Source organism: Deltaproteobacteria bacterium, assembly GCA_016874775.1.
Classification (GTDB): domain Bacteria; phylum Desulfobacterota; class Binatia; order Bin18; family Bin18; genus VGTJ01.
In genome coordinates this window covers 1-24942 of the sequence record VGTJ01000053.1, presented here as the reverse complement: position 1 = coordinate 24942, position 24942 = coordinate 1, and the positions used below count along the sequence as shown (strand labels likewise).

At 53.8% G+C, this 24942-nt stretch carries 21 protein-coding genes; 16 read left to right on the top strand and 5 right to left on the bottom strand.

Going from position 1 to position 24942, the window contains the following annotated elements:
• Nucleotides 1–36: 36 nt before the first annotated feature.
• The 3 genes from FJ147_11210 to FJ147_11200 form a co-directional block, all read right to left on the bottom strand.
• The gene (locus tag FJ147_11210) at nucleotides 37–1716 is read right to left on the bottom strand and encodes a type II/IV secretion system protein (GenBank protein MBM4256447.1); all 1680 of its coding nucleotides are present in this window, start codon (nucleotides 1714–1716) and stop codon (nucleotides 37–39) included.
• Nucleotides 1717–1749: 33 nt separating this feature from the next.
• Nucleotides 1750–2475: a hypothetical protein gene (locus FJ147_11205; protein MBM4256446.1), complete on the bottom strand. Its 726-nt coding sequence runs from the start codon at nucleotides 2473–2475 to the stop codon at nucleotides 1750–1752.
• A 188-nt stretch (nucleotides 2476–2663) separates the two neighbouring features.
• Nucleotides 2664–3608, bottom strand: a complete 945-nt coding sequence (locus FJ147_11200) for a TIGR03560 family F420-dependent LLM class oxidoreductase (protein MBM4256445.1) — start codon at nucleotides 3606–3608, stop codon at nucleotides 2664–2666.
• Nucleotides 3609–4015: 407 nt separating this feature from the next.
• Between FJ147_11200 and FJ147_11195 the strand changes: the two genes are divergently transcribed.
• The 9 genes from FJ147_11195 to FJ147_11155 all read left to right on the top strand — a co-directional run bounded on the left by FJ147_11195 (nucleotide 4016) and on the right by FJ147_11155 (nucleotide 14607).
• A complete protein-coding gene (locus FJ147_11195) occupies nucleotides 4016–5164 on the top strand; it encodes an acyl-CoA dehydrogenase (protein MBM4256444.1) in 1149 nt (382 codons plus the stop codon).
• Nucleotides 5165–5284: 120 nt separating this feature from the next.
• Complete coding sequence (locus tag FJ147_11190) at nucleotides 5285–6052, top strand: glucose 1-dehydrogenase (GenBank protein MBM4256443.1); 768 nt, start codon at nucleotides 5285–5287, stop codon at nucleotides 6050–6052.
• Nucleotides 6053–6065: 13 nt separating this feature from the next.
• The gene (locus FJ147_11185; protein ID MBM4256442.1) at nucleotides 6066–7379 is read left to right on the top strand and encodes an acetyl-CoA hydrolase/transferase family protein; all 1314 of its coding nucleotides are present in this window, start codon (nucleotides 6066–6068) and stop codon (nucleotides 7377–7379) included.
• A 13-nt stretch (nucleotides 7380–7392) separates the two neighbouring features.
• On the top strand, nucleotides 7393–7821 hold the full coding sequence (locus tag FJ147_11180; protein MBM4256441.1) for a peptidylprolyl isomerase: 429 nt from the start codon (nucleotides 7393–7395) through the stop codon (nucleotides 7819–7821).
• 65 nt (nucleotides 7822–7886) lie between these two features.
• Nucleotides 7887–9113 (top strand): efflux RND transporter periplasmic adaptor subunit, encoded by a 1227-nt coding sequence (locus tag FJ147_11175; GenBank protein MBM4256440.1) that lies wholly within the window; start codon nucleotides 7887–7889, stop codon nucleotides 9111–9113.
• 98 nt (nucleotides 9114–9211) lie between these two features.
• On the top strand, nucleotides 9212–12352 hold the full coding sequence (locus tag FJ147_11170) for an efflux RND transporter permease subunit (GenBank protein ID MBM4256439.1): 3141 nt from the start codon (nucleotides 9212–9214) through the stop codon (nucleotides 12350–12352).
• A 25-nt stretch (nucleotides 12353–12377) separates the two neighbouring features.
• Nucleotides 12378–12821 carry a hypothetical protein gene (locus FJ147_11165; protein MBM4256438.1) on the top strand — a complete coding sequence of 148 codons (444 nt, stop codon included), beginning with the start codon at nucleotides 12378–12380 and terminating at the stop codon, nucleotides 12819–12821.
• Between the two features lie 88 nt (nucleotides 12822–12909).
• Nucleotides 12910–13953 carry an LLM class flavin-dependent oxidoreductase gene (locus FJ147_11160; protein MBM4256437.1) on the top strand — a complete coding sequence of 348 codons (1044 nt, stop codon included), beginning with the start codon at nucleotides 12910–12912 and terminating at the stop codon, nucleotides 13951–13953.
• Nucleotides 13954–13986: 33 nt separating this feature from the next.
• Nucleotides 13987–14607 carry an alpha/beta hydrolase gene (locus FJ147_11155; protein MBM4256436.1) on the top strand — a complete coding sequence of 207 codons (621 nt, stop codon included), beginning with the start codon at nucleotides 13987–13989 and terminating at the stop codon, nucleotides 14605–14607.
• Nucleotides 14608–14647: 40 nt separating this feature from the next.
• On the opposite strand, the gene FJ147_11150 is transcribed toward FJ147_11155, so the two are convergent.
• Nucleotides 14648–15406 (bottom strand): hypothetical protein, encoded by a 759-nt coding sequence (locus tag FJ147_11150; GenBank protein MBM4256435.1) that lies wholly within the window; start codon nucleotides 15404–15406, stop codon nucleotides 14648–14650.
• Between the two features lie 83 nt (nucleotides 15407–15489).
• Entirely contained in the window at nucleotides 15490–15903 is a 414-nt protein-coding gene (locus FJ147_11145; GenBank protein ID MBM4256434.1) for a nuclear transport factor 2 family protein, read from the bottom strand.
• A 158-nt stretch (nucleotides 15904–16061) separates the two neighbouring features.
• Between FJ147_11145 and FJ147_11140 the strand changes: the two genes are divergently transcribed.
• From FJ147_11140 to FJ147_11110, 7 genes are all read left to right on the top strand, one after another.
• A complete protein-coding gene (locus FJ147_11140; protein MBM4256433.1) occupies nucleotides 16062–17234 on the top strand; it encodes an amidohydrolase in 1173 nt (390 codons plus the stop codon).
• Between the two features lie 14 nt (nucleotides 17235–17248).
• Complete coding sequence (locus tag FJ147_11135) at nucleotides 17249–18418, top strand: amidohydrolase (protein ID MBM4256432.1); 1170 nt, start codon at nucleotides 17249–17251, stop codon at nucleotides 18416–18418.
• 118 nt (nucleotides 18419–18536) lie between these two features.
• Nucleotides 18537–19367, top strand: a complete 831-nt coding sequence (locus FJ147_11130; protein MBM4256431.1) for an SMP-30/gluconolactonase/LRE family protein — start codon at nucleotides 18537–18539, stop codon at nucleotides 19365–19367.
• Between the two features lie 83 nt (nucleotides 19368–19450).
• Nucleotides 19451–20917 (top strand): hypothetical protein, encoded by a 1467-nt coding sequence (locus FJ147_11125; protein ID MBM4256430.1) that lies wholly within the window; start codon nucleotides 19451–19453, stop codon nucleotides 20915–20917.
• Between the two features lie 69 nt (nucleotides 20918–20986).
• Entirely contained in the window at nucleotides 20987–21436 is a 450-nt protein-coding gene (locus FJ147_11120; GenBank protein MBM4256429.1) for a hypothetical protein, read from the top strand.
• Nucleotides 21437–22135: 699 nt separating this feature from the next.
• Nucleotides 22136–23431, top strand: coding sequence for a hypothetical protein (locus FJ147_11115; protein ID MBM4256428.1), 1296 nt, complete (start codon nucleotides 22136–22138; stop codon nucleotides 23429–23431).
• Nucleotides 23223–24836, top strand: a complete 1614-nt coding sequence (locus tag FJ147_11110; GenBank protein MBM4256427.1) for a tetratricopeptide repeat protein — start codon at nucleotides 23223–23225, stop codon at nucleotides 24834–24836. Before FJ147_11115 ends, FJ147_11110 begins: the two co-directional genes overlap by 209 nt.
• Nucleotides 24837–24942 lie beyond the last annotated feature (106 nt).

Here is a 24942-nt window from a genome sequence, read left to right as displayed (position 1 = left end):
CTTCGCCTTGACAGGAGAAGGGTTAGGGGATGAGGTCTAGTGCATCGCCACAGCTTTGACCTGCGAGTAGTCAGTCAAGCCTTGCAACACTTTCAAGATGCCGTCTTGAATCAACAACGTCATTCCTGGTGACTGAGCGACTTTACGGATATCCATGACCTTACCATGACTATGTATCAGGGTGCGAATTTCGTCGGTGACGACAAGCAGCTCATGGATACCGACACGACCTTTATAGCCAGTACCGCGACAGGTTTCACAACCTTTACCGTGGTACAAGATAAACCGATCGTCAAAATTTACGCCTAACTGCGCGAAGGCTTCTTCGCCGTAGTTGAACGCGAGTGCATCGTATTCCTCTTTGTTCGGGCGATAGCGCTCTTTACAGTTGACACAGATCGTCCGCGCTAAACGTTGTGCGATTACGCCTTGTAGTGCATCGGCAAAACTAAAGGGATCGACGCCCATGTCTAGCAAGCGGGTGATGGTTTCTGGCGCACTATTGGTGTGGAGAGTGCTGAGGACTAGATGTCCAGTGAGCGAGGCTTCCACTGCGGTTTCGGCGGTCTCTTGGTCACGAATTTCACCGACCATGATGACGTCTGGATCTGCGCGTAAGAATGAACGCATAGCAGAGGCGAAGGTCAGTCCGATCTTCGGGTGCACTTGGACCTGCCGCAGACCGGATTGCGTGATTTCCACCGGGTCTTCTGCCGTCCAGATTTTGCGGCCCGGCACGTTGATATGACCCAGACAGGCGTGCAGGGTGGTGGTTTTTCCTGATCCTGTGGGACCGACACAGAGAATCATACCGTGGGGTTGTTCTAACACCCGGGTCAGTTCTTGCTGATTACGTTGGGTCAAATTGAGTTTATTCAACGGCAGCGGTTCATTTGATGCGAGGATGCGGAGAACCGCATCTTCGTCTCCAGCAGAGGTCGGGATCGTCGCGACGCGCAACTCAACTTCGCGATCCGCCGAGCGGAACTTGAACTTCCCATCCTGTGGCTTGCGACGTTCAGCAATGTCGAGTCGACAGAGCACTTTGATGCGCGATACGAGCGGCCGAGCGTATTCGGCCGGGACTCGCATGTGCTCAAAGCACGCGCCATCCATACGAAACCGGACGATGATATCTTTTTTCGGACCATAGGGCTCAATATGAATGTCCGAGATACCCATCTTGACGGCATCGGTGACCAGCTGGTTGACCAGGCGTACGACCGTGCCGTCGTTTTCGTCGAGCCCTTCTTCCTTGACCTCATCGAGCACGGCACCAAGGGGCTCATCACGGGGAGTGAGATCCCCTTTACCCTGCCAAAAACTGGGCGGTGCAAGATGAGAATCCGGCGTAAGAGGCGGCGACGCTTCAGTTGTCGGTGTCGTTGCTGATCGAGAGACCCTCTTTCCGGCACGATCGCTAATGTATTTGTTAATGTACTTGGTAATGTCCTCGCGGAATCCGACGACGCAACGGATTTCCTTGCCAGGGAACGTTCGTTTGATGTCCTGAATTTTGGAGAACGATTGTGGGTCATCGATCAGAATTTCCACCCATCGATCACCGGCGCGTAAGGGTACCCAGAAGTGCGTTCGGAGATATTTCGTACTAATCCCGCGTAACAAACTGGGAGAGATGACAACGGTTTCGTTGAACTCAGCGAAGGGGCACTTGTAGTGCATGCTGAGCGCTTGTCCGGCCTCGTCCTTACTCAAGCGGAAGCGTTCCAACAACACCGTCCCCAGCGGCTATTGTTGCTCGCGTGCGGCGGCGAGGGCTGCCGACATCTCTTGGGGGCTGACGCGTGACATTGATGCCAGGCTTTGCCGTTTTTCCTGGTGCTGCTTGGCGATCTGTGATTGTTTGTAGAGGACACCGACGAGCGCATTGGTCGTGAGATGACCCTGTTCGACGAGAATCGTTCCGAGTTTCTTCTTGCTCGTTTTTTGAATCTCCAGCGCGGCAGTGATTTGCTCTTGGGTGACGAGACCCAGATGGACGAGCATCTCACCTAACGGAATTCGCTCGTGATGCTTACTTAAGATTTTATTCAGTGTCGCTGGAGAGAAGAAGCCGAGTTCGATACAGATCTCGCCCAGCGGCGGAGCTGGATGGCGAGTTTTCTGTGCCGCGAGTGCCTGCTCGATTTGCTCTGGAGTGACAACTCCTTCTTGGATGAGTAACTCTCCAATCTTCACTTTCTTGGCATTTCCAGATGAAGACGACCGCTGTTGCGGAGGCGGGAGCGTGTCTACAGGCACGGCTGTTGGTGCTGTCACCTCCGGTGCGGTGCTGACCTGCTCGGTTTCTGTTCCGTCGGGTGTTTGTGTCGCTGACGCCTCCGTGGAGTGAGGCTCTTCCGCTATCCCATTGGCGTTTTGTTCTAGAGGAAGGGGGTTCTCGTCAGGGACGAGCCCCTGATAAACAAAAGTATCCGATCTCTCCGCTCTTTCTGACTGTTCTGTCACTGGCATGGAACATCTCCTCTCACCCCGTAGTTTCGACTGGGTGTCTAGTCCCTATGTAGGACAAGTATCGGTCTCGGCTGATATTGCTTAAGGTGAGAAAAGGGGGTGTCTTTTGCGGGGACGAGAAGAGAAAACAGATGGACTTCGTGGCGTGTGTTGGGGCGTTGTTCACAACGCCCCGAATGGTTTCACTTTTACCGGAACGCGGGCATGACTTCTTGGGAAAACAACTTCAATGTGGCCAGGAAGTCATCCTGGGCGACATCGCTCAATACCATTGTGAATAGCGTGACACCTTTGCGGTTCTTTTCTTTCACGCCTTCAATAAATCCAGCGGGATCTCCACGTAATGCCCCTTTATCCATATCGCCCAGGCGACCCCAGGTCTGCTTGGCAACTGGCCATTTGCGCTCGAAATCGGTCTTGTCTTTGCCGAGCACACCAACGACCTGCTCGGAAATTTGGATCTCATCAGGATTGCGACCGAGTTTTTGGCAATAGTCAACGATGACCTGCCATTTCTTTTCCAGCCGATGCGAGGCTGCTGCTGGGCAGTTCCAGCCATCTGCATGTTCGGCAACGAGCTTCAGCATCTTTTGCTCAGCCACGGCACCAATCGTGATAGGTGGATGTGGTTTTTGCACCGGCTTGGGATTGTTGTACGCTTCGGTAATCGAGTAGTATTTGCCAGCGTACGACGGTTTCTCTTCGGTCAACATTTTCTTGATGATCTCGACTCCCTCGCGCAGTTGGTTCGCACGCACCCCACCAGAAGGGAATTCGTAACCATACGCTTTGTACTCTTCGTCCATCCAACCGGCACCGAGGCCGAGTTCGACACGCCCGTTACTCATGTTGTCGAGTGTGGCTGCCATTTTTGCGAAGAACGCGGGATTGCGGTACGAGTTGCAGAACACGAGACCACCGAGCCGAATTTTGGTGGTTGCGGTGGCGAGACCAGCAAGGACAGTCCAGCTTTCGAGGTAATCAAGCTGTGGCACGCCGCGAGTCCACATGTGATCTGGCAGCCAGATCGAATGAAAACCGTACTCTTCTGCCGCTAACGCGCGCTCTTTCAGGATCGAGAACGATTGACCAACTTGTGGTTGAAACAGACCAAATTGAATTTTGCGGGCCATGGCCTCCTCCTTTGTTGTCAAGCGATCAGCAAAGTACAGGTTACTGGGGACGGGGTACAGGGGACAGTGCAGACGAGGGAGGTATAAGGAGCTTCCTTGAAATATACTGCGCGGGCACGAATTGCGCTTTTTGCTCCGCGGCGACGGCGAGTGTCATTCTGACCGGAGCACCGCGGAGTGAAGAATCTCTCAGCGGGAGCGGGGGAGAGATGCTTCGCTGTGCTCAGCATGACAAAACCGCACTTGCTACCCGCGCAGAGTAGAGAGACGGCAAAACACGAACCACCCTTCGACACGCTCAGAGCGAGCGGTTTTTCATGCGGTGACTGTCCCTGGTCACCTGTAACCTTGACAAGCAGGGAGGCCAGCGGAAAGATGCCGCTGGGATTTGCAGATTGTGAGGACTCATGGATTTTGAACTAACCGCTGAACAACTCATGCTGAAAGATCTTTGTCGTGACTTCGCACGCAAAGAGATCGCGCCCTATGCTGACGAGTGGTTTGATGCCGAGTACTTTCCAGTCGACGTGTATCGGAAGATGGCTGACCTCAATCTGATGGGATTGCTGATTCCTGAAGAGTACGGCGGCACCAATGCCGGTACGATGGCGATGGTTGCGGCTCTGGAAGAACTTGGCAAAGTCGACCAGTCGATCGCGACAACACTGCAGGCACACCTCACCATTGGTTCGTTACCGTTTCTCCACTTTGGTTCTGAAGAGCAGAAACACAGATGGTTAGCACCACTCGCACGAGGAGAGCGGCTCGGGGCGTTCGGACTGACGGAGTCGCAAGCAGGGTCAGACGCTTCCAACATTCAGACCACAGCTCGACTCGACGGTGACGAATGGGTGATCAACGGCACCAAGTGTTTCATCTCGAATGCTGGTACGCCGATCAGCTATGGTCTTGTTGCACTGACGACGTCGGGGACAGATGCGAGCGGCAAACGGCAGTATTGTTCCATCATTATTCCGAATGGCACGCCGGGCTACACCGTTGGGCGCCGCTATAAGAAAATCGGCTGGCATGGTGTCGATACCCGCGAACAGATCTTCGATAACGTCCGTGTTCCGCGCGAAAACCTCCTCGGCCAAGAAGGCGCAGGATTCCGAGCCTTCCTCAAAACACTTGAGTGTGGTCGCATTTCTGTTGCCACGTTAGGGCTCTCACTAGCGCAGGGATGTTTGGAGATGTCCCTCAAGTATGCCATGGAGCGAAAAACATTCGGCAAGCCCCTCGCGTCGCATCAAGCCATTCAATTCAAACTTGCTGATATGGCCACACAAGCTGAGATGGCGAGGTTGATGATTTATCGTGCCGCGTGGTTGCGTGACCAGGGACGGCCGTTTGCGACAGAGGCCGCAATGGCGAAACTTGCCGCCTCTGAGATTGCGGTGAAAGCGGCAGAAGAAGCGGTGCAGATTCATGGTGGTTACGGTTATACCCGTGAGTTTCCAGTGTCGCGCTTCTATCTCGATTCAAAGATTCTCACCATTGGTGAAGGGACCAGTGAAGTGCAACGGATGGTGATTGCCAGACAACTGGGCTGCTAAGCAGTAATGAAAAATTCAAAATTAAAAATGTAAAATTGAAAAAGGGAACTTTTCTTCTCACCATTGTTACGTGCTCTCTGTCTTCTCACTTTTCATTTTTAATTTGCGAAGGGATAATACATGGCCTCGTCATATTTTGATCTGAGCGGAAAGACCGCAATAATCACCGGCGGCAGTAAAGGACTCGGTGAGCAGATGGCCTATGCGTTGGCTGAAGCTGGGGCTGACCTTGTATTGGTGGCGCGTACCCAAGCCGATCTCGACAAAGCCGCTGCGGAGGTACGTGCCGCAACTGGTCGAAAGATACTGGCAATTGCCGCCGATGTCACGAAAGAGGCGGACATTACCGTAATGGTACAGAAAGTGATGAGCGAGTTTGGCAAGATCGATATTTTGATTAACAACGCTGGGATTGGCGGCACAACTCCTATTCATGACCTCAAAGAAGAAGAATGGGACCGCTTCATGAACCTCAACCTCAAGGGCCCTGTGCTATGTGCGAAACATGTTGGGGCAGAGATGATCAAACGAAAGCAAGGGAACATTATCAATGTATCGTCAGTGTTTTCCACCATCGTGGCGCGCTACATGGCTGCCTATGCTGCGACAAAAGCCGCACTGGTGTCGTTCACTCGAACCCTTGCTCTCGAATGGGCGCGACACAACATCCGGGTGAACGCGCTCTGTCCGGGCTACTTCGATACGCCCATGAATCACGAATTCTGGCAGACTAAAGGTGGACAGAGTGTGATGGAAAAGATTCCAATGGGACGAGTGGGGGATGCAAAGGAAATGAAGCCTGCCATCCTGTTTCTGTGCTCAGACGCCAACACGTTTATGACAGGTTCGGCATTGTTCGTGGACGGTGGACATAGTTTGGTTGGATAGTGAAGGAGCGTGTATGACCCCTTGGCAACACACATGCAAAGACAAAATCATCAGCGCTGATGCGGCAGCGAAACTGGTCCAATCCGGTCAACTGGTCCGCTTTCATATTGGTCGACCACCTATTCCCATTCTTGAAGCTCTAGCGAAACGAAACGGTGAATTACAGGATGTGACTGTCATTCAGTGCTATCCCCTTTATAGCCATCCATTCTGGAACGAGCCGCAATACGATCAGTCCTTCAATCGTGTTGTTGACTACGTGGGTGTCGGCTGTCGTCCCGGCATGAATAGTCGCCATGTCGATTTCATTACGCTTGATTACCCGCAGTACCCCAAACAACTTGAGGAAGGACGTACCAATACCTGGGAGCCGGACATCTTCTTTGGCGTGGTGTCTCCGCCGGACGAAAAAGGCTACTGCAGCTTCGGTAATGCGCTGTGGTACAACAAAGATGTCGCGAAGACGGCCAAGACCTTTGTTGCTGAAGTCGACCCGACTTTCGTCCGCACTCATGGTGATAACTGGATTCACGTCTCTGAGATCGACTACTTGGTTGAAGAATCCAAAGCGTTTCCTCTTGGTACTCCTCCTCCGCCGGATGAAGAACGCGGCACCCTCGAAGTGATTGGTGAATTCGCCTCCACGCTCATTCGTGATGGAGACACCGTGCAAATGGGAATCGGGGCAATTTCCGAGTCCATTGGTTATTTCCTGATGGACAAAAATGACCTCGGCATTCACTCTGAGATTATGACGGTGACGCATGTCGAGTTAGTCAAGCGTGGCGTTGCCAATGGTAAGTATAAGTCGATGCACAAGGGCAAAGCGGTTGCTGCCATGATTGTCGGTGCAGCGGACCTCAAGTTCGTCGATAACAATCCGGCCTTTGAACTGTACAGTGTGACATATACCAACTCGCTGCTCACGATTGCCGCTCAGCACTCACAGGTGGCTGTGAATAGCACCCTGGCGATTGATTTGACGGGGCAAGCTGCCGCTGAAGGACTCGGTCCTAACATGTATTCTGGCGTCGGTGGGCAAATGACTTTTATGATGGGGGCGATGTACTCAAAAGGGGGTCGCTCGATCATGGTGTTGCCGTCGACGGCAAAGAAAGGGCAACTGTCGCGTATTGTGCCAATGCTTGAGCCTGGCAGTACGATCACGACGCCGAGACAGTATATGGATTATGTCGTGACCGAATTCGGTATCGTCAATTTGCAAGGCAAGAGCCAGCGACAACGCGCCGAGGCGCTGATCAGTATCGCGCATCCTGATTTTCAGGCTGAACTGACGAAACAAGCGAAGACGATGTACTGGCCCTAAAAGGAGAATGCCAATGGCTCAAGCAAAAGATGGTGACAACGTTCGCGTGCACTACGCCGGCAAGTTGACTGACGGTACTGTCTTTGACTCATCGGTGGGAGGTGAATCGTTACAGTTCACTATCGGTTCCGGGCAGCTGATCGCTGGATTTGATCGTGCCGTTGTCGGCATGCAACCTGGAGAGGCCAAAACCGTCCTTATTCCTGCTGTCGACGCATACGGGCTACGGAATAATGAGTTGATGTTTACCGTAGGACGAGACTCGCTGCCCTCACATGTCACGCCTGAAGTCGGTCACCGCTATCAGATTCGTCAGCAAGATGGTGCGTCGGCGGTGGTCGTGGTGACGGCGGTATCTGCAACTGACATCACTCTTGATGGCAACCATGAACTGGCAGGAAAAGACCTCTCGTTTGAGATTCAGTTAGTTGAGATTTTGTAACTACGCTGGTGCGTGAGCAGTTTCTCGGGCCGGTCAAAAACTGGGGTTCTGCTTGCTCAGCCCGCATGATACGCATACTGCTATCTAGAAGAGAGGAGCAGCATGTGTTCCGGGTGAGATTGAGTGACTCTGGAAATTGCTTAACGCTGTCTTACGTTCTTATCTGCGGAGTCATCCTTGTGGCGAGCACCGCGTGTTCACGCGGAAAGGCCTCTGACCCTCATACTGACACCGCTAAGCCTGGGACAGCGGTTGATCAGGTGCTGACGATTACTGCGACGCCAGTCTCGACTCGTGAAATCAAGCGTACCGTCGAGATGGTTGGTACGCTCATGGGGTGGGAAGAGGTCACTATCAGTAACGAAGCCCCTGGCACAATCGAAAAGGTTTTTGTCGATCTTGGAGATAAAGTCAAACGAGGGCAACGCTTGCTTGTGTTTGACCAACGCGAAGCCAAGCTCGCCATTGCGCAGGCAGAGGCGCATTTAGAGGCAGCCGTAAAGGCGGTGGTTCAAGCCAAAGCAGAATGGCGTGACGCCGACCTCCACTTCAAACGCATGCTCCAGTTGCATGGCGAAGGGATCGTAGCTACTAGCCAGCTGGACATTGCCCAGGCTCGCTTTGATGCTATTGAGGCGCAGGTTCGTGCTCGTGAAGCGGACATTGAGCGGTTTCGCGCTCTGAGCGACCTGGCCCGTAAACGTCTGAGTGACACCGAGATTCTCGCTCCCATTGCTGGTGAAGTGCGCCAACGCCTCGTTTCCATTGGAGAAGTCGTCAAGGACAAGACCCCACTGTTACAACTCGTGATTACCGATCCGTTGAAATTCCAAGGGATGGTTCCTGAGCGGTTTGCCCCGGAAATAAAGATCGAGCAACCGGTAGACGTGCGCGTTGAGGCATTTACAGAACGGACCTTTCCCGGCGTTGTCATGCGTGTGAGCCCTGCGGTTGATGTACAAACCCGGTCATTGGCACTGGAGACGAGAGTCCCCAATGCGCAAGGAGAGCTGAAACCTGGCTTCTTTGCCAAAGGACAGATTGTGACCGGAGTTAATCCACGCGCGGTTTTTGTTCCTGAAGAAGCGGTGTACACCTATGTCGGTATCAATAAGGCGTTTGTGGTGCAGAATGGGACGGTGCAAGAGCGGCTCGTCAAACTTGGGAGTCGACTGAACGGGCAGTTTGAGATTACCGATGGACTGCGGTCGGGCGAGACCGTGGCCACTTCAAGTCTTGCGCAACTGTATCAAGGAGCGAAAATTAAGCTGGCGAATGGAGAACCAGGTTAAAGGCTACAGGCTGTAGGCTTAAGGGGTGGAACCTCCTGTTTTTCCCTAAAGCCTGCAGCCTAAAGCCTATAGCCTTTCGCGAACGAAGTGAGCGAACTATGTCTCTTCCCGAAATTTGTATTCGCCGTCCTGTGTTTGCCACTATGCTCGTGGTCTCACTCGTGGTGCTGGGCCTGGCGTCTTTCCGTACCTTGGGGGTCGATATTTACCCCAAAGTCGATTTTCCCACGGTCACGGTGACCACTCGTCTGGAAGGGGCGAGCCCGGAAGAAATTGAGTCACAGATTACCAAACGAGTCGAAGAGGCGATCAACACCATTAGCGGCCTTGATGAACTACGCTCGACGACCATCGAGGGGCAATCGCAGATTTACGCTTCGTTTGTGTTGGAGAAAGACATTGAAACGGCTGCCAATGAAGTGCGGGAGAAGGTCTCAACGGTACTGCGCGATTTTCCACCCGGAACCGACCCTCCGGTGATTGAACGCTTCGATCCTGATGCGTCGCCGATCATGGCGATTGTAGTGTCGTGTGCGCGGGTCTCACGTGAAGTGACGGAGATTGCTGATAAGAAAATTAAGCGGCAGCTCGAAACCATCAAGGATATTGGTGCGGTCTCGTTAGTCGGTGCACGGAAACGCGAGCTGCAAATTTACGTCGATCCTGATCGCTTGACGGCGTATAACTTGTCGATCCAACAAGTGAAGGAGGCAATTCGGAAGCAGAACGCTGAGATTCCCGGTGGCCGACTGACCTGGGAAACGAGGGAAGAAGGACTGCGGACGCTGGGCCGTATTGAAGTGGCCAGTGGCTTTAACGAGATCATCGTTGCTGATGTCAAAGGAGCACCGGTGCGCGTCAAAGACATCGGCTATGCGATTGATGGAGAAGAGGAAGCGCGGACCTTGTCGCGCCTTGACGGCGAGAATGCCGTATCGCTGTTGATCCGTAAGCAGTCTGGGGCGAATACTGTTGAGGTGGTGGATCGTATTACTGCGCGATTGGAGGAGATCCAGAAGACCTTACCGCAGGATATCCGGTTTCAAGTTGTACGTGATCAGTCGCGGTTTATCCGCCGGTCGATGGAGGAAGTCGAGGAGCATTTGATTCTGGGCGGTTTTTTGGCCGCACTCGTTGTGCTGTTCTTCATTCGCAACTGGCGGAGCGCGTTGATTACGGCGATTTCCATTCCGGCCTCGATTATCGCGACCTTCACGTTCCTGCGGTACATGGGCTTTACCCTCAATAACATGACGATGCTGGGGATCTCGCTATCGACAGGGATTGTCATTGATGACGCGATCATTGTGTTGGAAAACATCTTCCGTCATATGGAAGAAGAAAAGCGGTCGCCGATGGAGGCAGCGCTCGAAGGTACTCGCGAGATTGCCCTCGCCGTGCTCGCGACGACGCTGTCGCTGGTTGTGATTTTCCTGCCTGTCGCTTTTATGGGGGCAATCGTAGGCCGCTTTTTCCGGAGTTTTGGCTTGACGATGGCCTTTGCGATCCTGGTGTCGCTGGTCATTGCCTTTACGTTGGTGCCAATGCTGTGCTCGCGTTTCTTGAAGGTGACGTCGCACCACCAGGGTGCGCGAGAAACTCGGTTCTATGCAATGTTGGAACGCGGGTATGAGTGGCTCCTGGCATGGTGTCTTCGACATCGTGTGATGACGCTCCTGGTGGCCGTCGGCATTTTTGCTTCCTTGCGCTGGCTCTTGCCCATTACCAAAGTCGAGGTGTTCCAAGACGATGACATGAGTGAATTTGAAGTGATTGTTGAGGCCCCACCTGGTTCGTCGCTCGAGCGGAGCGATACGATTCTTCGCCACATTGAGGCCGATTTGCGCACGGTTCCTGAAATCGAACATCTCTTTACCACGATTGGTGTGCGGGGGCAGTACCAAAGTAATGTGACTGATGCCTCGATTTACATTGGTTTGACGCACTTGTCTCAACGTGAACGCTCACAGCAAGAGATGATGCAAGTCGTCCGTGAGCTACTGAAAAAGTATCCAGATTTACGGCTGAGCGTGCAAAACCTCAACCTCATGCAGGGCGGTGGATTCCGTCAGACACCGTTTAATATGACCTTGCGTGGTCCAGAATTGCCCGTGCTCGACCAGTACTCACAGGCGCTCATTCAGACGCTCGCGACCATCCCTGGGTTTGTTGATGTCGACACCGGTCAGGCGCTGCGACATCCGGAAGTGCAAGTGCATATCGATCGCAAGAAAGCGTCAGACCTTGGCGTGCGCGTCGAGGACATTGCTTCCGCACTGCGGACTCAAGTTGGTGGCGAGCGGATCTCTTTTTATCGAGAAGCCGGAGAGCAGTACAACGTCCGATTACGATTGCAGCCGAGTGCACGAAAAAATGAAGCTGCGGTTGCCGAGCTGATGGTGCCATCGCGTGACGGTAAACTCGTGCGCCTCAGTAATGTCACGACCTTGCATGCAGGGAAGGGCCCGGCGCAGATCGACCGCTACTCGCAAGAACGACAGGTAACCGTCATTGCCAATCTTCACAACAAGCCGATGGGCGAGGCGATGTTACAAGGTAATGCTGCCGTGAAAGAACTCAACCTTGGCCCAGAGTACTCAACCGCATACAGCGGGCGTGGCAAGATCATGATCGAGGCGATGCAAAATTTCGCCATTGCCTTCGTGCTCAGTATCGTGTTCATCTATATCGTCCTGGCGGCGCAATTCGAGAGTTTCATTCATCCTGTGACGATCATGGTTTCCATGTTTCTGAGCTTACCGTTTGGTATTCTGAGTCTGGTAGTGACCGATCAGCCGTTGAGTATTTACAGTGTCCTTGGCGTATTTCTCTTGATGGGGGTAGTGAAGAAAAATGCCATTCTGCAGGTAGACTATACCAACCACTTGCGTGCGCAAGGAATGGCGCGATATGAAGCGCAGATTGTTGCGGATCGGGTGCGCTTGCGGCCAATTCTGATGACCACCTTAACTATCATTGCCGGGATGCTTCCCATCGCGTTAGGAAAAGGCGACGGGGCATCGGCTCGGGCTGCGTTGGCGACGGTTGTTGTCGGTGGTCAAGCGTTATGTTTGTTTGTTACACTTCTTGTGACACCTGTCGTCTATTCGTTCTTCGACGATATGCGTGGTCTCAGTGTTGGCAGTTTTGCGCCAGGGCGAGTGTGGCGCTGGGTACGTACGCGCGCGGCAGCGACGACCTCTACGGTATTGATTGCGTGCAACGTGTTCACGAAGTGAGAATGCAGGTAGGAGAATCGATCTCATGAAAAAACTTTTGCTGTTGTTGTTGATGGTGGGTGGGAGTAGCTTGAACACTGCCAGGGCCGGTGCCCATACGATTCCGGAGTTGCTCAACGCGCCCGAGTCGTTCCACCAGCGAGAAGTGACGGTTACCGGTGAGGTTGTCGATGTTGTGACCCGCTACGGCGAGAAGCCCTATACGACGTTCATTGTACGTAATGAAGAGAATGCGGCACTGCCGGTTTTCGTCTGGGGAACTCCGACATTCAAACAAGGGCAAGTCTGCCAGATTGACGGAACCTTTGTAACCGAAAAAGTTCTCAGCTCCTACGCGCTCAAGAAAGGGATCGAAGCGACGACGGTGGGAAAAACACCGGAGACTGAAACCCGGATAGCGAGTACGATTTTCAAAAAGAAAAAGAGGACTGGCATTCGTGGTGCACGAGGATTCTATATGCCGCAGTAGCGAAGAAGAGTCCGTTGGGGGCGGCGATGCTGGCGAATTGACGAACCGACGCAGACCTGCTTAAGACACGGCTAGGAGGGATACCACGATGAAAGTCGGCTTCCTGAATCCGATGTCGTATGCCGGAACCCCGACCGCAACGCCGTGGCCAGTGCCACCCGAGCAGTGCGATCGTGCCGCTGCCAGTAAGACTATGCACCGAGCCAGAGAGCAACTTTGCCTGGCCGATAAGTTGGGTTTCGATTGGGTCAGCGTATCAGAGCACCATTATTCGCCACGTATCCTTGCGCCCAGCCCAATGATTTATGCCGGGGCAATGACCGAAGTGGTCAAGAAAGCGAAGATCGCTGTACTGGGTCCACTACTACCGCTATCCAATCCAGTCCGCGTCGCCGAAGAATTAGCGATGCTGGATGCGATGAGTGACGGACGCGTGATGGTGCTGTTCCTCCGTGGCACGGCGAACGAGATTCTTACGTACCGGAGTAATCCGGCTGAGGCACAGGCAGTGACGCAGGAAGGAATCGATCTTATCTTGCATGCGTGGACAGAGCCGCAGCCGTTTGGTTGGGAGGGGCGCTACTTCAATTATCGCACGGTGTCGGTATGGCCCCGCACCGTGCAGGAGCCACATCCCCCGGTGTTCTCGTCGGGCAACAGCCCTGAGTCTGTACAATTCTGTGCCAGCCGACGGTTAAATCTTGCCCTCTCGTTCATTCAGTTGCCGGATATCTCGCAACGAGTGGTGATGTACAAAGAAGCCGCAACCAAAGAAGGGTGGGAGCCAACTGCAGACAACGTTCTCTACCGCTTTTGGGCACATGTGGCAGAGAGTGACGAGGCCGCGGAGCACAATACCAGCAAATTCAAAGTCCATATGGGGCTGGCCCGACACATGAGCACTGCGGTGAGAAGCTCTTTGCGCGAATCACCGCCTGAGAAGCTGGAGTTTGATCGTCCGTTTCTTTGTGGCAGTCCAGCGACGGTGCTCGACCAAATTGGTGCGCTGCGTGAGGCAGGTGTGGGGCTGATGGATATTGCCTTTGTGTGGCCTGGGCTGTCGTATGAACAGCAAATCGAGTCAATGGAACGTTTCGCGAGCGATGTGATGCCGCAAGTGCGGGGGATGTAGGATAGGGCATCAAGGTCAGGACAACGAATTCTTATGGCGACGCACACTGAAGGAACATTGGCCTGCAACGGAATCACCATCCGTTACGCAGAATTGGGGACGGGACAACCCGTCGTTGTCTTTCCAGCCGCTGGCGGCACGCTCTTTGATGATGTCACGACGGCACTGGCTGATCAGTATCGAGTGATATCACTCGATATTTCGCCCTTTCGTGAAAGAGAAGGTGTGGACGATGTGACGCATCTTGCGCCGGCGTTAGCACGGCTTGGGATCTCGTCGTTCTGCGTTGTCGGTGTATCGAATGGGGCTGCTTCGGCGGTGATCCAGGCTGTGTACGCTCCCGATGTCGTCTCGCGAGTTATACTTGTCGCTCCGACCCGAGCTATTCTTCAGCATCCGCAACTTGCTGCGAAACTTGGGGAGGTGAAAGCGCCGACGTTAGTGTTGGTTGGGACACGAGACCGTTCAGGGGCGCGCGAAGTCGGTCAGCTCTGTCGAGCGCAGATTCCGGTATGTCACTTGCTGTTCGTGTATGACGCTGGAGAGACGATTGCCGCCGAGCGACGAGATGCGTGCCTGTCGCCAATGACCGAGTTTCTGGAAAAGGGCGAAGGGTTTATCGTCTCGCAGGAAAGCCAGCTGATTCGACCGTGATGACGACCGGTTGGTTATACGCAACAGACAGCTCGATACGCTACCATTTTCGGCGCGAGGGCGAAGGGGAGGTCATGTGAGGGAAGGGGTCTTCGGGTTTCTTCCGGCGTGCTGAGAGCATGGCAAAGACATTTTCGTGGCGGAAGACGAGAAACGCAAGCGCCAACAAGATCAGGCAAATGCCGCCGACGTACCCGCAGAATAGCAGAGCGAGAAAGACGACTGAGAGATAGACTTTGAGGAACACTGCGGACGCGGAGTCAGTCTGAAACTCGGTGAGATAGCGATGAAGCGTCAAGAGCACGTGATAATCGAGCCAGAGGAGAATGCCAATCACCACTTCGATTGCAGCGACGAAGAAGATGCGGTCAAGCACGGAAAATGATGATTTCGTCGGGACTCCCTCGTTGGGTTGATTGTTCCACTGTTGTCGTTGTTGCTCATCGTACGATGTCCGTGAAGATGGTTGGTAGCGCCTCTGCTCCGGGCGCAGGTGCCGAGGGTATTCCGTGCGGGGCGGGGGAGCTGGAGGGCGATGCGATTGCGCTTCCTGTGTACGTTGTTGGCGTGCCGTCGGCGGTGCACAGTGATGTTCTTCCCAATAAGCCTCTAGTGTCTCTTTGGCAGAGTTGATCTGCTGAAACTGGAGCGTGGCCTGCTCACGTTGTGCCGAGGGCATGGTATCTGGGTGGGAACGACGCGCGAGGTCACGGTAGCGCTGCTTGATTTCTGCTAGCGATGCTCCTGGCGTGAGCTGAAGCAAGCGGTAACAGTGATCGTAACTGGTCTCGCGACTCATGATGTCAGAACTCTAGCAAGAAAAAGGGCACGACCTCTCGTGCCCTTTTTGGCTGCTCTCAGAATGGACAGGTCAGCTCCTGCTTACCCTACCAGCACTTCTTTCGCGTGAATGGTGTCGAGATACTCTCGCACGGCCTGAATCTTACCGTTCTGCAGTTCAATCAGGAAGTGATACTGGTTGTTATAGATCTTGCCGTTTGCATGTTGGCCATATGATTCGGCTTCAACCGCGACACGGTTGCCTTCAGCGGTCATGGCTTTGGCGGTCAGTCGTAGCCCTTTCGGCATAGCGGCGCCGATTCCCTTGAGCAGTTCGGTGAATTGCACTTTGGTCTTGGTTCCCGCTAAGGCAAACGTTTCTGGTTTGCCCATCACTGTCCAGGTGGCGTTATCGGTCATTAGCCCGAGGGCTGCCTCGGCTTTGCCACTTGAGAAGTTCTCGAAGAAACTCAACACGACTTTCTTATTGTCTTCTGCACTCATGGGGCACCTCATTTGAACGGTTGGTTTCCTTGTCTTATAGTGCATAGAGATAGGGCTTGGCAAGAAAGCCCGAGCTGTTTATCTCTATGTCTAGTGAAAGGGCCGGGTATGAGACGGAAACCTCTCATATCCTGATAGAAAATTTCTCACTCTAACAGGGAGGACTCACCGTGGAGCGGATGCTGCCAAAGACGACCCGCACCTCGTATGAGGGCGTGATCGACGCTGATGGCCATATCAACGAACCCCACGATCTGTGGGAGAAATATATCGACCCGCAATTCCGTGATCGAGCGATTCATATTGGCATCGATACTGATGGACGTGAACGGATGCAGGTCGGTGGGAGACCCTCGAAGTATCTCAATGCCGATCTTCTCGCACGTGGCCGTGGTATGGGCTTTACCTTTGAGGCTCGCGACGAACTCACACGTATTCCCTATAAGGACAGCCTGCCGTTTGGTGCCAGCGATCCGAAAGAGCGGGTCCAACTCCTTGACTTTGAAGGGCTGAGAAAAGCCTTTATCTATCCCACCATCTCGCTGGAATGGGAAAGTGAAGTGACTGACCTTGAGTTGGCCACAGCTTATACGCGCGCCTACAATCGCTGGGTCGTCGACTTTTGTGCAGGCTCCAATGGACGCCTCATTCCCATCGCGCATATCTGTTTGACTGATGGCCGGATGGAAGTCGAAGAACTCGAACGGGCAGTGAAAGCGGGCTGCAAAGGCATTTTTATCGCGCCGCATACACTGACTGATAAGCCGCATGCCCATAAAGACAATGACCGCTTCTGGTCCGCTGTGCAGGATCTTGATGTGCCAGTGGCGATTCATCCAGTGGCAGAGCCACCGAAGCATCGCGTCTATCAACGCTTCCGCGAAATGTACAGATGGGGTGAGTGGTGGGTGGACATTCTTGGCGGGCAAGGGCCACAACAAGCGTTTCTCGCCCTCTTTCAATATGGACTATTTGACCGGTTCCCAAAGATCAAAGTCGTCATGCTTGAATCCGGTGCTGGCTGGATCGGCCACATGCTCGACCGCATGGATGCTGCGTACGATACGCCGCTGGGTCGCTCGGTCCCACTCAAAGAAAAACCCAGCTTCTACTTTCAGCGACAATGCTGGATTTCTGCGGACCCCGATGAACGCGCCGTTTCATACTTGATTGAGTATCTTGGTGCAGACAAGTTTTTCTGGGCGACTGACTATCCGCATGATGACCACACTCTTGGTTATATTCACGCCCTGGATACGCTGGTTTCACCTCTGTCCGAACGTGCACGACGTGGAATTCTTGGTGAGAACGTCGCGCGGGTGTACAACGTGCCTATGAACTAAGGAGTTGAAGCGCTATGAATGCCGCGGAACGTAATCTGCAATACCGTATTCCCTACAATAATATTATTGATGCTGATGGGCACGTCTTAGAGCCACCCGACATTTGGGAAAAATACATCGACCCAGCCTATCGCGATCGCGCGATTTGTGTTCGTACCGATAACGACGGTAAAGAGTATCTCGAAATAGAGGGACACCCGTCGAGGTTTTTCAACCTCAAGACCTTCACGTTACTGGGCAGTATGGGAGAAACTGCTGAACAAATGGCGGAGAAGATGAAGGCTGGAGCGTACGTCGAGTCGGCTCCCTTTGGTTCGATGTACCCGAAGGAGCGGGTGGCACTGCTCGATCGCGAAGGTTTGCGGGCAACGATTCTCTATCCGAGTATTGGGTTGACGTGGGAGTGCGAGACCGAAGACCCAGGCCTCTCGCTTGCCTATGCGAAGGCCTACAATCGTTGGATCGTCGATTTCTGCTCTGACTATCCAGACCGATTGATTCCTGTCGCGCACATCTCACTTGCTGATGGGAATGGTGCAGCGACAGAGCTGGAGCGCGCGGTGAAAGCAGGATGTAAAGGTGCTTTTGTCGCACCGTTTACGCTGACGATGAAAGCGCATGCCCATCCAGATCACGATCCGTTCTGGGCCAAAGCGCAGGAGTTAGGGGTACCGGTCGGGATACATCCGATGGCTGAGCATCCGAGTAGACGTGTCTACCAACGCTTCAAAGATATGAAGTGGGCCGACTGGTATCACAATGTGTTGGGAGCGCAAGGGCCACAACAGGCCTTGTTTGCGCTGTTTCAGTATGGGTTGTTTGATAAATTCCCAACTCTGAAAGTTGTTTTACTTGAGTCTGGAGCGGGTTGGATCGGTGCTGCGCTTGATCGTATGGACACGACTTTTGAAACTGCCCTTGGCAAGAGTGTCCAGCTCAAGGAAAAGCCCAGTTTCTATTTCAAACGACAATGTTGGATCTCTGGTGATCCTGATGAAAAGGCGCTTGCCCATATCGTTGACCATGTTGGCAACGACAAGTTTTTCTGGGCGACCGATTTTCCGCACTTCGATCATCCAGGGAACTATATCGAGGCACTGAACAACCTCGTATCGCCCTTGTCAGAAGCCGCACGCTGCAATTTGCTCGGCGATAGTGTGGCGAAGGTGTATGGACTCAATTAATTGCCGATTGTGGATTTCGGATTGATGATTGGGAAAAGCCGCTTGCAGGCTTCTTTTTCCTTATTCCGCAATCCGCAATCTACAACCCGCAATTGAGTCCGCAGTGAAAGGAGGGAATATGTTGGAGACACTTGCATACGGCTATGGTCTTCTCGAAGGCCCACGCGTTGATAGCAACGATAATCTCTATTTCAGTGATGTACCAAACGGTGGTGTCTATCGTCGTTCACCGAGTGGCGAGATCAGTGTCGCGATTCCGAAGCGCCGCGGGGTTGGTGGAATTGCGCTACATGCTGATGGTGGCTTGGTCGTCGGTGGCAAGAGCATCTGCCATGTCAAAGATGGACAGACGCGTATCCTGCTCCAACGCGACGATATTCCGGGGTTCAATGATCTGTTCACTGACAGTGCTGGTCGAGTCTATGTCGGGACCCTACGGTCCGATCCATTCAAAGAAGGTGCCCGCACTCCGGGTGAGTTGTGGCGCATTGAGGGCGAAGGGAAAGCCACGGAGATGTATGGTGGTGTCGGTCTGACCAATGGCATCGGCTTCTCTCCTGGAGAGAAAATCATCTATCATGCGGACAGTGCAGGTCCACATCTTATCGTGCATGATGTGGCTGCGGACGGACGAATGATCAACCGCCGATCGATTGCCCAGATGACGGGCGGGACGATTCCCGACGGCATTTGTGTTGACGAGGCTGGCTGTATTTGGGTTGCGGTGTATGGTGGACGTTGTGCCGTGCGTTACACACCAGACGGTAAGATCGATAGCAAGATCGACGTACCAGCCAAGGCGGTGACGAGTGTCTGCTTCGGAGGAAAGGATCGTCGGGACCTCTATATTGTGACGGCAGACAATACCGAGGTTCCCGAGCGTAAGGGCACGGTCTTCCGCATACGCGTTGAGACTCCAGGAGTTGTGGTGCCGCCTGCACGGGTGTAAGCGTATAACTTAAACTTCCCCGATCAGTGCCCGATGTGTCTTCCCAGGTGGACAATTTTTCACAGGGAAGGGGGTCGGAGCTGATGCAACGAGGGGCGTTTGTCGTCTTTAGCCTCGTGCTGTTACTCATAGTGAGTGTAAGTGGAGGGGGATGTAAACGTCCTTCTGAATCGACAGCTCAGGAAGCGGGCTCTGAGGCGACTGGCACGACCAGTGTGGACAATGCGTATGTCGGCACTGACTATCAAGTCCCACCCGATCACATGTTTGTCTTCGATGGGGTCAGAGGGCCTATGGAGGCGACGGTTATTCCTCCAAAGGTCCTAGCGCAGTGGAGGACCTATGATCGTGGGAGCGACAGTCGCCTGGCGATTTTACTGACCGATCCCGACTCAGGCTGGTTAGGGCTCGTTCATGGGCTCAAAACCATCGGCATTCCATTTCGCATCACTAGCGATTGGCAGCAAGCCCTCCGCCATCGCGTCGTGATGGTATATCCCATCATTTCCGGAAAAGTCTTATCCACAGAAGCTCTGCAAGCACTGGCCGCACATCCACGAGCCGGTGGAACGCTCATCGGTTTTAATGTGTTGGGGGGTGGATTAGAAGAAACGTTTGGTTTTGGTGAAGCGATACCGTCGCGTGAGCGCGAAGAGCTGCGTTTTACGGATATGGCCCACGAATTGGTCGCGCTGACTGATGAGCGGGAGCGGACGTTTCGTCTGGCTGACAAGTCACAGCCTGATCGTGCGGTTGGGTTATATGCGTACTCGAAGCCACTCCGTCCGCCTCTCGCGATGTATAACGACGGAACGGCGGCGATTACGCAAAAATTTTTCGCCGAAGGGCGCGCGTACGCGTTCGGGATCGATGCGGGAGCTTTTATCATTCAGGGGCAACATACGCGCCATGAATGGCTCGGGAGAGCCTATGCCAATGAATTTGAGCCGCCGATCGATGTGCTGCTGCGGTTGTTTAAAGCCATCTATGTCACGGGTGAACCGCATGCGGTTGTCTTGCGAACCGTACCTGAGGGAAAATCACTCTTAGTGTCTCTGACGCATGATATTGATTACTCGCAGTCGCTCCGTAACGCGCTGGCGTATGCGCAGTATGAATATGAACAAGGGATCTCAGCGACGTACTTTATTCAGGTGAAATATATTCGCGATTTTAATGACGAAATTTTCTTTAACGATGCCGAGGTTCCGCTGCTCAAAGAAATTGTTCAGCGTGGGATGGAGTTGGGGAGTCACACGATTGCGCACTCGCGCGTCTTTCATCACTTCCCTATAGGTAATGGGCGTGAACAATACCCTAATTATCAGCCCTATGTCATGGAGCGCATGAAAGCGTATAACGGCACTGTCCTTGGCGAACTGCGAGTGAGTAAGTTTTTGATCGAGCGGTTTGGCGCACAACCGGTGGTATCCTTTCGTCCGGGAGAGCTGTCCTATCCGTTGCGTTTGCCGGAGGCATTGTGGGCGACCGGGTATCGCTATAGTTCGTCTTTGACCTCTGGCACGGTATTGACCCATCTTCCCTTTTAGTCGCGTTATAGTCAGGAGTGGGACGCGGAAGTCCCGGTTTTTGAGTTTCCCATTGCGATCGAGGATGAATTGCCGCCACGCATGGACCAGCGCTTACCACAAGCGATCGCCCTAGCGCGAAAGCTGCGGCAGTACGGCGGCAGTTTTGTCGTTCTGATTCATCCCAACATTGTTGACTACAAGCTCGAATTTGAGAAGCAGTTCGTGAAAGCCGTACGTGACTTCTCCTGGTTTTGTGCGATCGGTGAATGTGGCAAATGGTGGGCGGCACGCAACGCCGTGGAGCTTGATGTTCATCGTGAAGGTGAGCTGCTCATTGTCGACATGCAACTACCAGAACGCATCACTGGCTTGACCTTGGAAGCCCCTCCAGGATGGAAGCTCGCTGAGAGTAGCGTCAAAGACACGCAAGTGAGTCGCAACGACGACTGGGTCGTGCTCAAGGAAGCGTCCGGGCCAGTCCGCTTATCCTTCCGGGCTGCGTCTTCGCGGAAACCGCAAACGGTGGCGCGACACTAAGGACCACAGGACAGAATCCCCGTCGCACGGCAGACGTTCAGGCGACATTGCGAGCGGAGCGACACAATGACAGTCTCAGCTTTGCTGCCGTTGCGTCTGACCATAGTCTTCCCTCATGGTCCTAAATCAAACCACGCGAGAGTGGTACCCTCTGGGTTGTCACCGGAGCGACCGCGTAGCGTGCGCTATGCGCACGGGAATCAGCGCTGGCGAACGCAGCGTGCGCACAGCGCACGCTACCCCAACTGAATACAGAGCGCGAAGCGAAGAATCTCTCTGAGAGACCCTTCGCTTCGCTCAGGGTGACAACGTTGTTGTGCGAATCTTCCGCGCTTTGATTTAGTCTTCTCTCATGGTCCTAAGCTTTCGCTCTTCGCGGAGCAGGTGGCAATGATGCCAGAGGAACACTGGCGTTCTGTGATTTACTGAGTCGAGGCGCAGGTACAGAAAAGGCTGTACCTGTAGTCCAGGCCTGCAGCCAGGCAGTTAATGCTTTTTTATTGACGGTCGTGATTCCGGGAAGGTCTAATCTCAGGTTTTCCGTATCGGTCGCTAGCATACTTTTGGGGCCTTTCTCGGGCGTTTCTCTTGCGATTTTGCGCCCTTTATGCAACGACAGTACGATACTCCCCAGAAGAAGTCCTGAGAGAACTCTGAGATTTTTCTGAGATTTTTCTGAGACGATAGAGAGAGAAAGACATGGCCCGTGGAGATCGTTTCCGGGGGCTCCCCTTGCTGATCGACCTGCGCGGCAAGCAAGTGGTGCAAAAGGGAGAACTCGTTAAACTGACACGTCGTGCGTTTGATGTGTTGTGTTGCCTTGTGCGTTACAAAGGTGCGCTGGTCACGAAAGAGGTCTTATTTAAGACCGTGTGGCAGGCGAATGGAGCAGGGGTGGTTGTTGGCGATGCGGCGATTACGACCTGCATTCGAGAAATCCGTAAGGCATTGAAAGACAATGCGAAAAGCCCACGCTACATCCAAACGGTCTCTCGGTATGGGTATCGTTTCATTGGGCCGATCGCTAACCCTGAGGTGTTCACACCGATCGATAAAACCGAGCGGAAGAAAGCGCGGAGTGGAGACGAGGTTTCTCCCACGACGCAGCCGCGCCTGTCTCTTCTTCCTCCGGTCTTCTCTCAGCTCGTTGGTCGGGATGCGGAATTTGCTCGGCTCTATCGTTTACTTGAGCGTATGTTGTCAGGAGAGCGACAAACCGTTTTCGTCACAGGCGAAGCAGGGATTGGCAAGACGGCCTTAGTCAGAACGTTTTTACGTCAGGTCGCAGCGACGCAAGACGTCGGCATCGGATTTGGTCAATGCATTGAGCAGTTCGGCCCTGGGGAAGCCTATCGTCCTGTGTTGGAAGCTGTCGGGCGCATATGCCGGGACCCGCGTGGAGCCTTCATGGTGGAGTGGATGAAGCATCACACGCCAATGTGGCTCATGCAGATCCCGTCTCTCCTGCCACCAGAGGAATATGCTCTTCTGCGCAGCAGCGTGCATGGAGTCTCTCGCGAGCGCATGTTGCGAGAGATGAGTGAAGGAACCGATCTGCTGACTGAGCGTCTGCCGTTTGTTTTGGTCCTTGAGGATGTGCACTGGAGCGATACCTCGACGCTCGATCTTCTGGCCGCGCTGGCGCGGCGGCACGAACGCGCTCGGCTGATGGTGATTGCCACTTATCGCCCGGAAGAAGCTTTGACCGAAGGTCACCCACTACGCTCCGTGGTGCAAGAGTTACGAGCGCACAATCAGTGTGAAGAGATTGCGGTATCTCTTTTTGATGAGACGACAGTGGCTGAGTACGTGGAACAGCAATGTCCGATTGCAACGTTGCCGCACCGCTTACCACAACTCTTGCATCAGAAAACCGGCGGCAACCCACCCATTGTTTCTGGTGACAATGGTAGACGACCTGAAGGAGCGGGGGCTGCTGACGTTGGCAGAGGATGGACGATGGCTCATACCCAGTCAGATCGATACCGTACTTGAGCAAGTACCGGTAAGCATTCGCCAACTGCTTGACCGGCAAATTCATCGCTTGAGCACCGAAGAGCAGCAACTCGTCCAGGCTGCCAGTCTGGTAGGCTACGAATTTTCCTCAGCAGCCGTAGCTGCTGCAGTTGGTGGTACGCCTGCGGCTGTGGAGACGGCGTGTAATGAGTTGGGGCGCCGCCAGCATTTTCTCCAACCTGCAGGATTCAGCGAATGGCCTGACGGAGTCAGGTCGGCGCGGTATCGCTTTCGTCACGTGATCTGCCAGGATTTGTGGGCAGAACGTGTCCCTCTGAGTGATCGTCGGCAGTTTCATCTGCGGATTGGCACGTGCCTTGAGCAGGCCTATGGCTCCCGTGCGAATGAAATTGCGTCTACGCTTGCGGTTCACTTCGAGCAAGGCGGCGACTACCTGCGCGCTTTAGGATACGTACAGCAAGCGGCGAGCCTGGCGGCACGCCGGTATGCTCATCGCGAGGTGGTCGCTCACCTGACAAAGGGGCTTGCGCTACTCTCGTACGTTCCTGACCACAACGTGCAAGTGCAACATGAATTGGACTTGTGCGTAAAGCTTGGCTCTGCGTTGATCGCGACAAGAGGATATGGTGCGCCTGAAGTTGAAGCGGTCTATACGCGAGCGCTTGAGTTGTGTCGGCAACTGTCGGAAAGTCCGCAACTACTCCAGGCGTTGTGGGGATTGGAATCCTTTTATGCCGTGCGTGGAAAATTTCATGAGGCACGGCAGATCAGTGAACAATGCTTACTACTGGCACAAAGTCAGGGAAATCCTGAGCGTCTGCTTGCTGCCTATTGGACGTTGGGGCAGATTTTGGCGCATATCGGAGAACTCGCAGAGGCTCGAGAGCATCTGCAGCGTGCGCTGTCTCTCTATCGTCCGCGAATGCATCCGTCACGTGCGTTGCAAGATCCAGGAGTGACCAGTCGATCCTATCTGGCGCTGGTCTGGTGGATGATGGGGGACGTGGCCCAAGCGAATACAGTGATGATGGAGGCCCTGCAGTTAGCTGAAGAACTGGGCCATCCGTTTAGTCAGGCCTTTGCTTTAACGATCGCCGCTTCTATCAGTGTGTTACAGCATCAGTTGCCCAACGCTCATCGCTACGCGCAAGCGGCAAACGAGCTTGCGCAAGAGCATGGCTTTCCGGCGTGGTTTGCTTTCAGTGCGGTTCTGTATGGGCGAACTCTGTGGATGCAAGGCGTACGTGAACAGGGGCTCGCACAGATGCAAAAGGGAGTTGAAGCGTGGCAGCGAACCGGAGCTGAGGCCTCGCAACCATTTGCCTTGTCGTTTCTGGCGGAATCGTACAAGGAAGCAGGAGAGATTACCGAAGGGCTTCGTACTGTGGCGACAGCACTCCAGTTAGGCATGGGCAAGAATTAAGTTACCGATTAAGAGCGAGGAAGAAGCGTATAGTTCCAATCGCCATGAAACTTACCGGGTTTGATATTGAGCGCTTGAAACTCATCGTCGGAGACCTGTAGGCCTT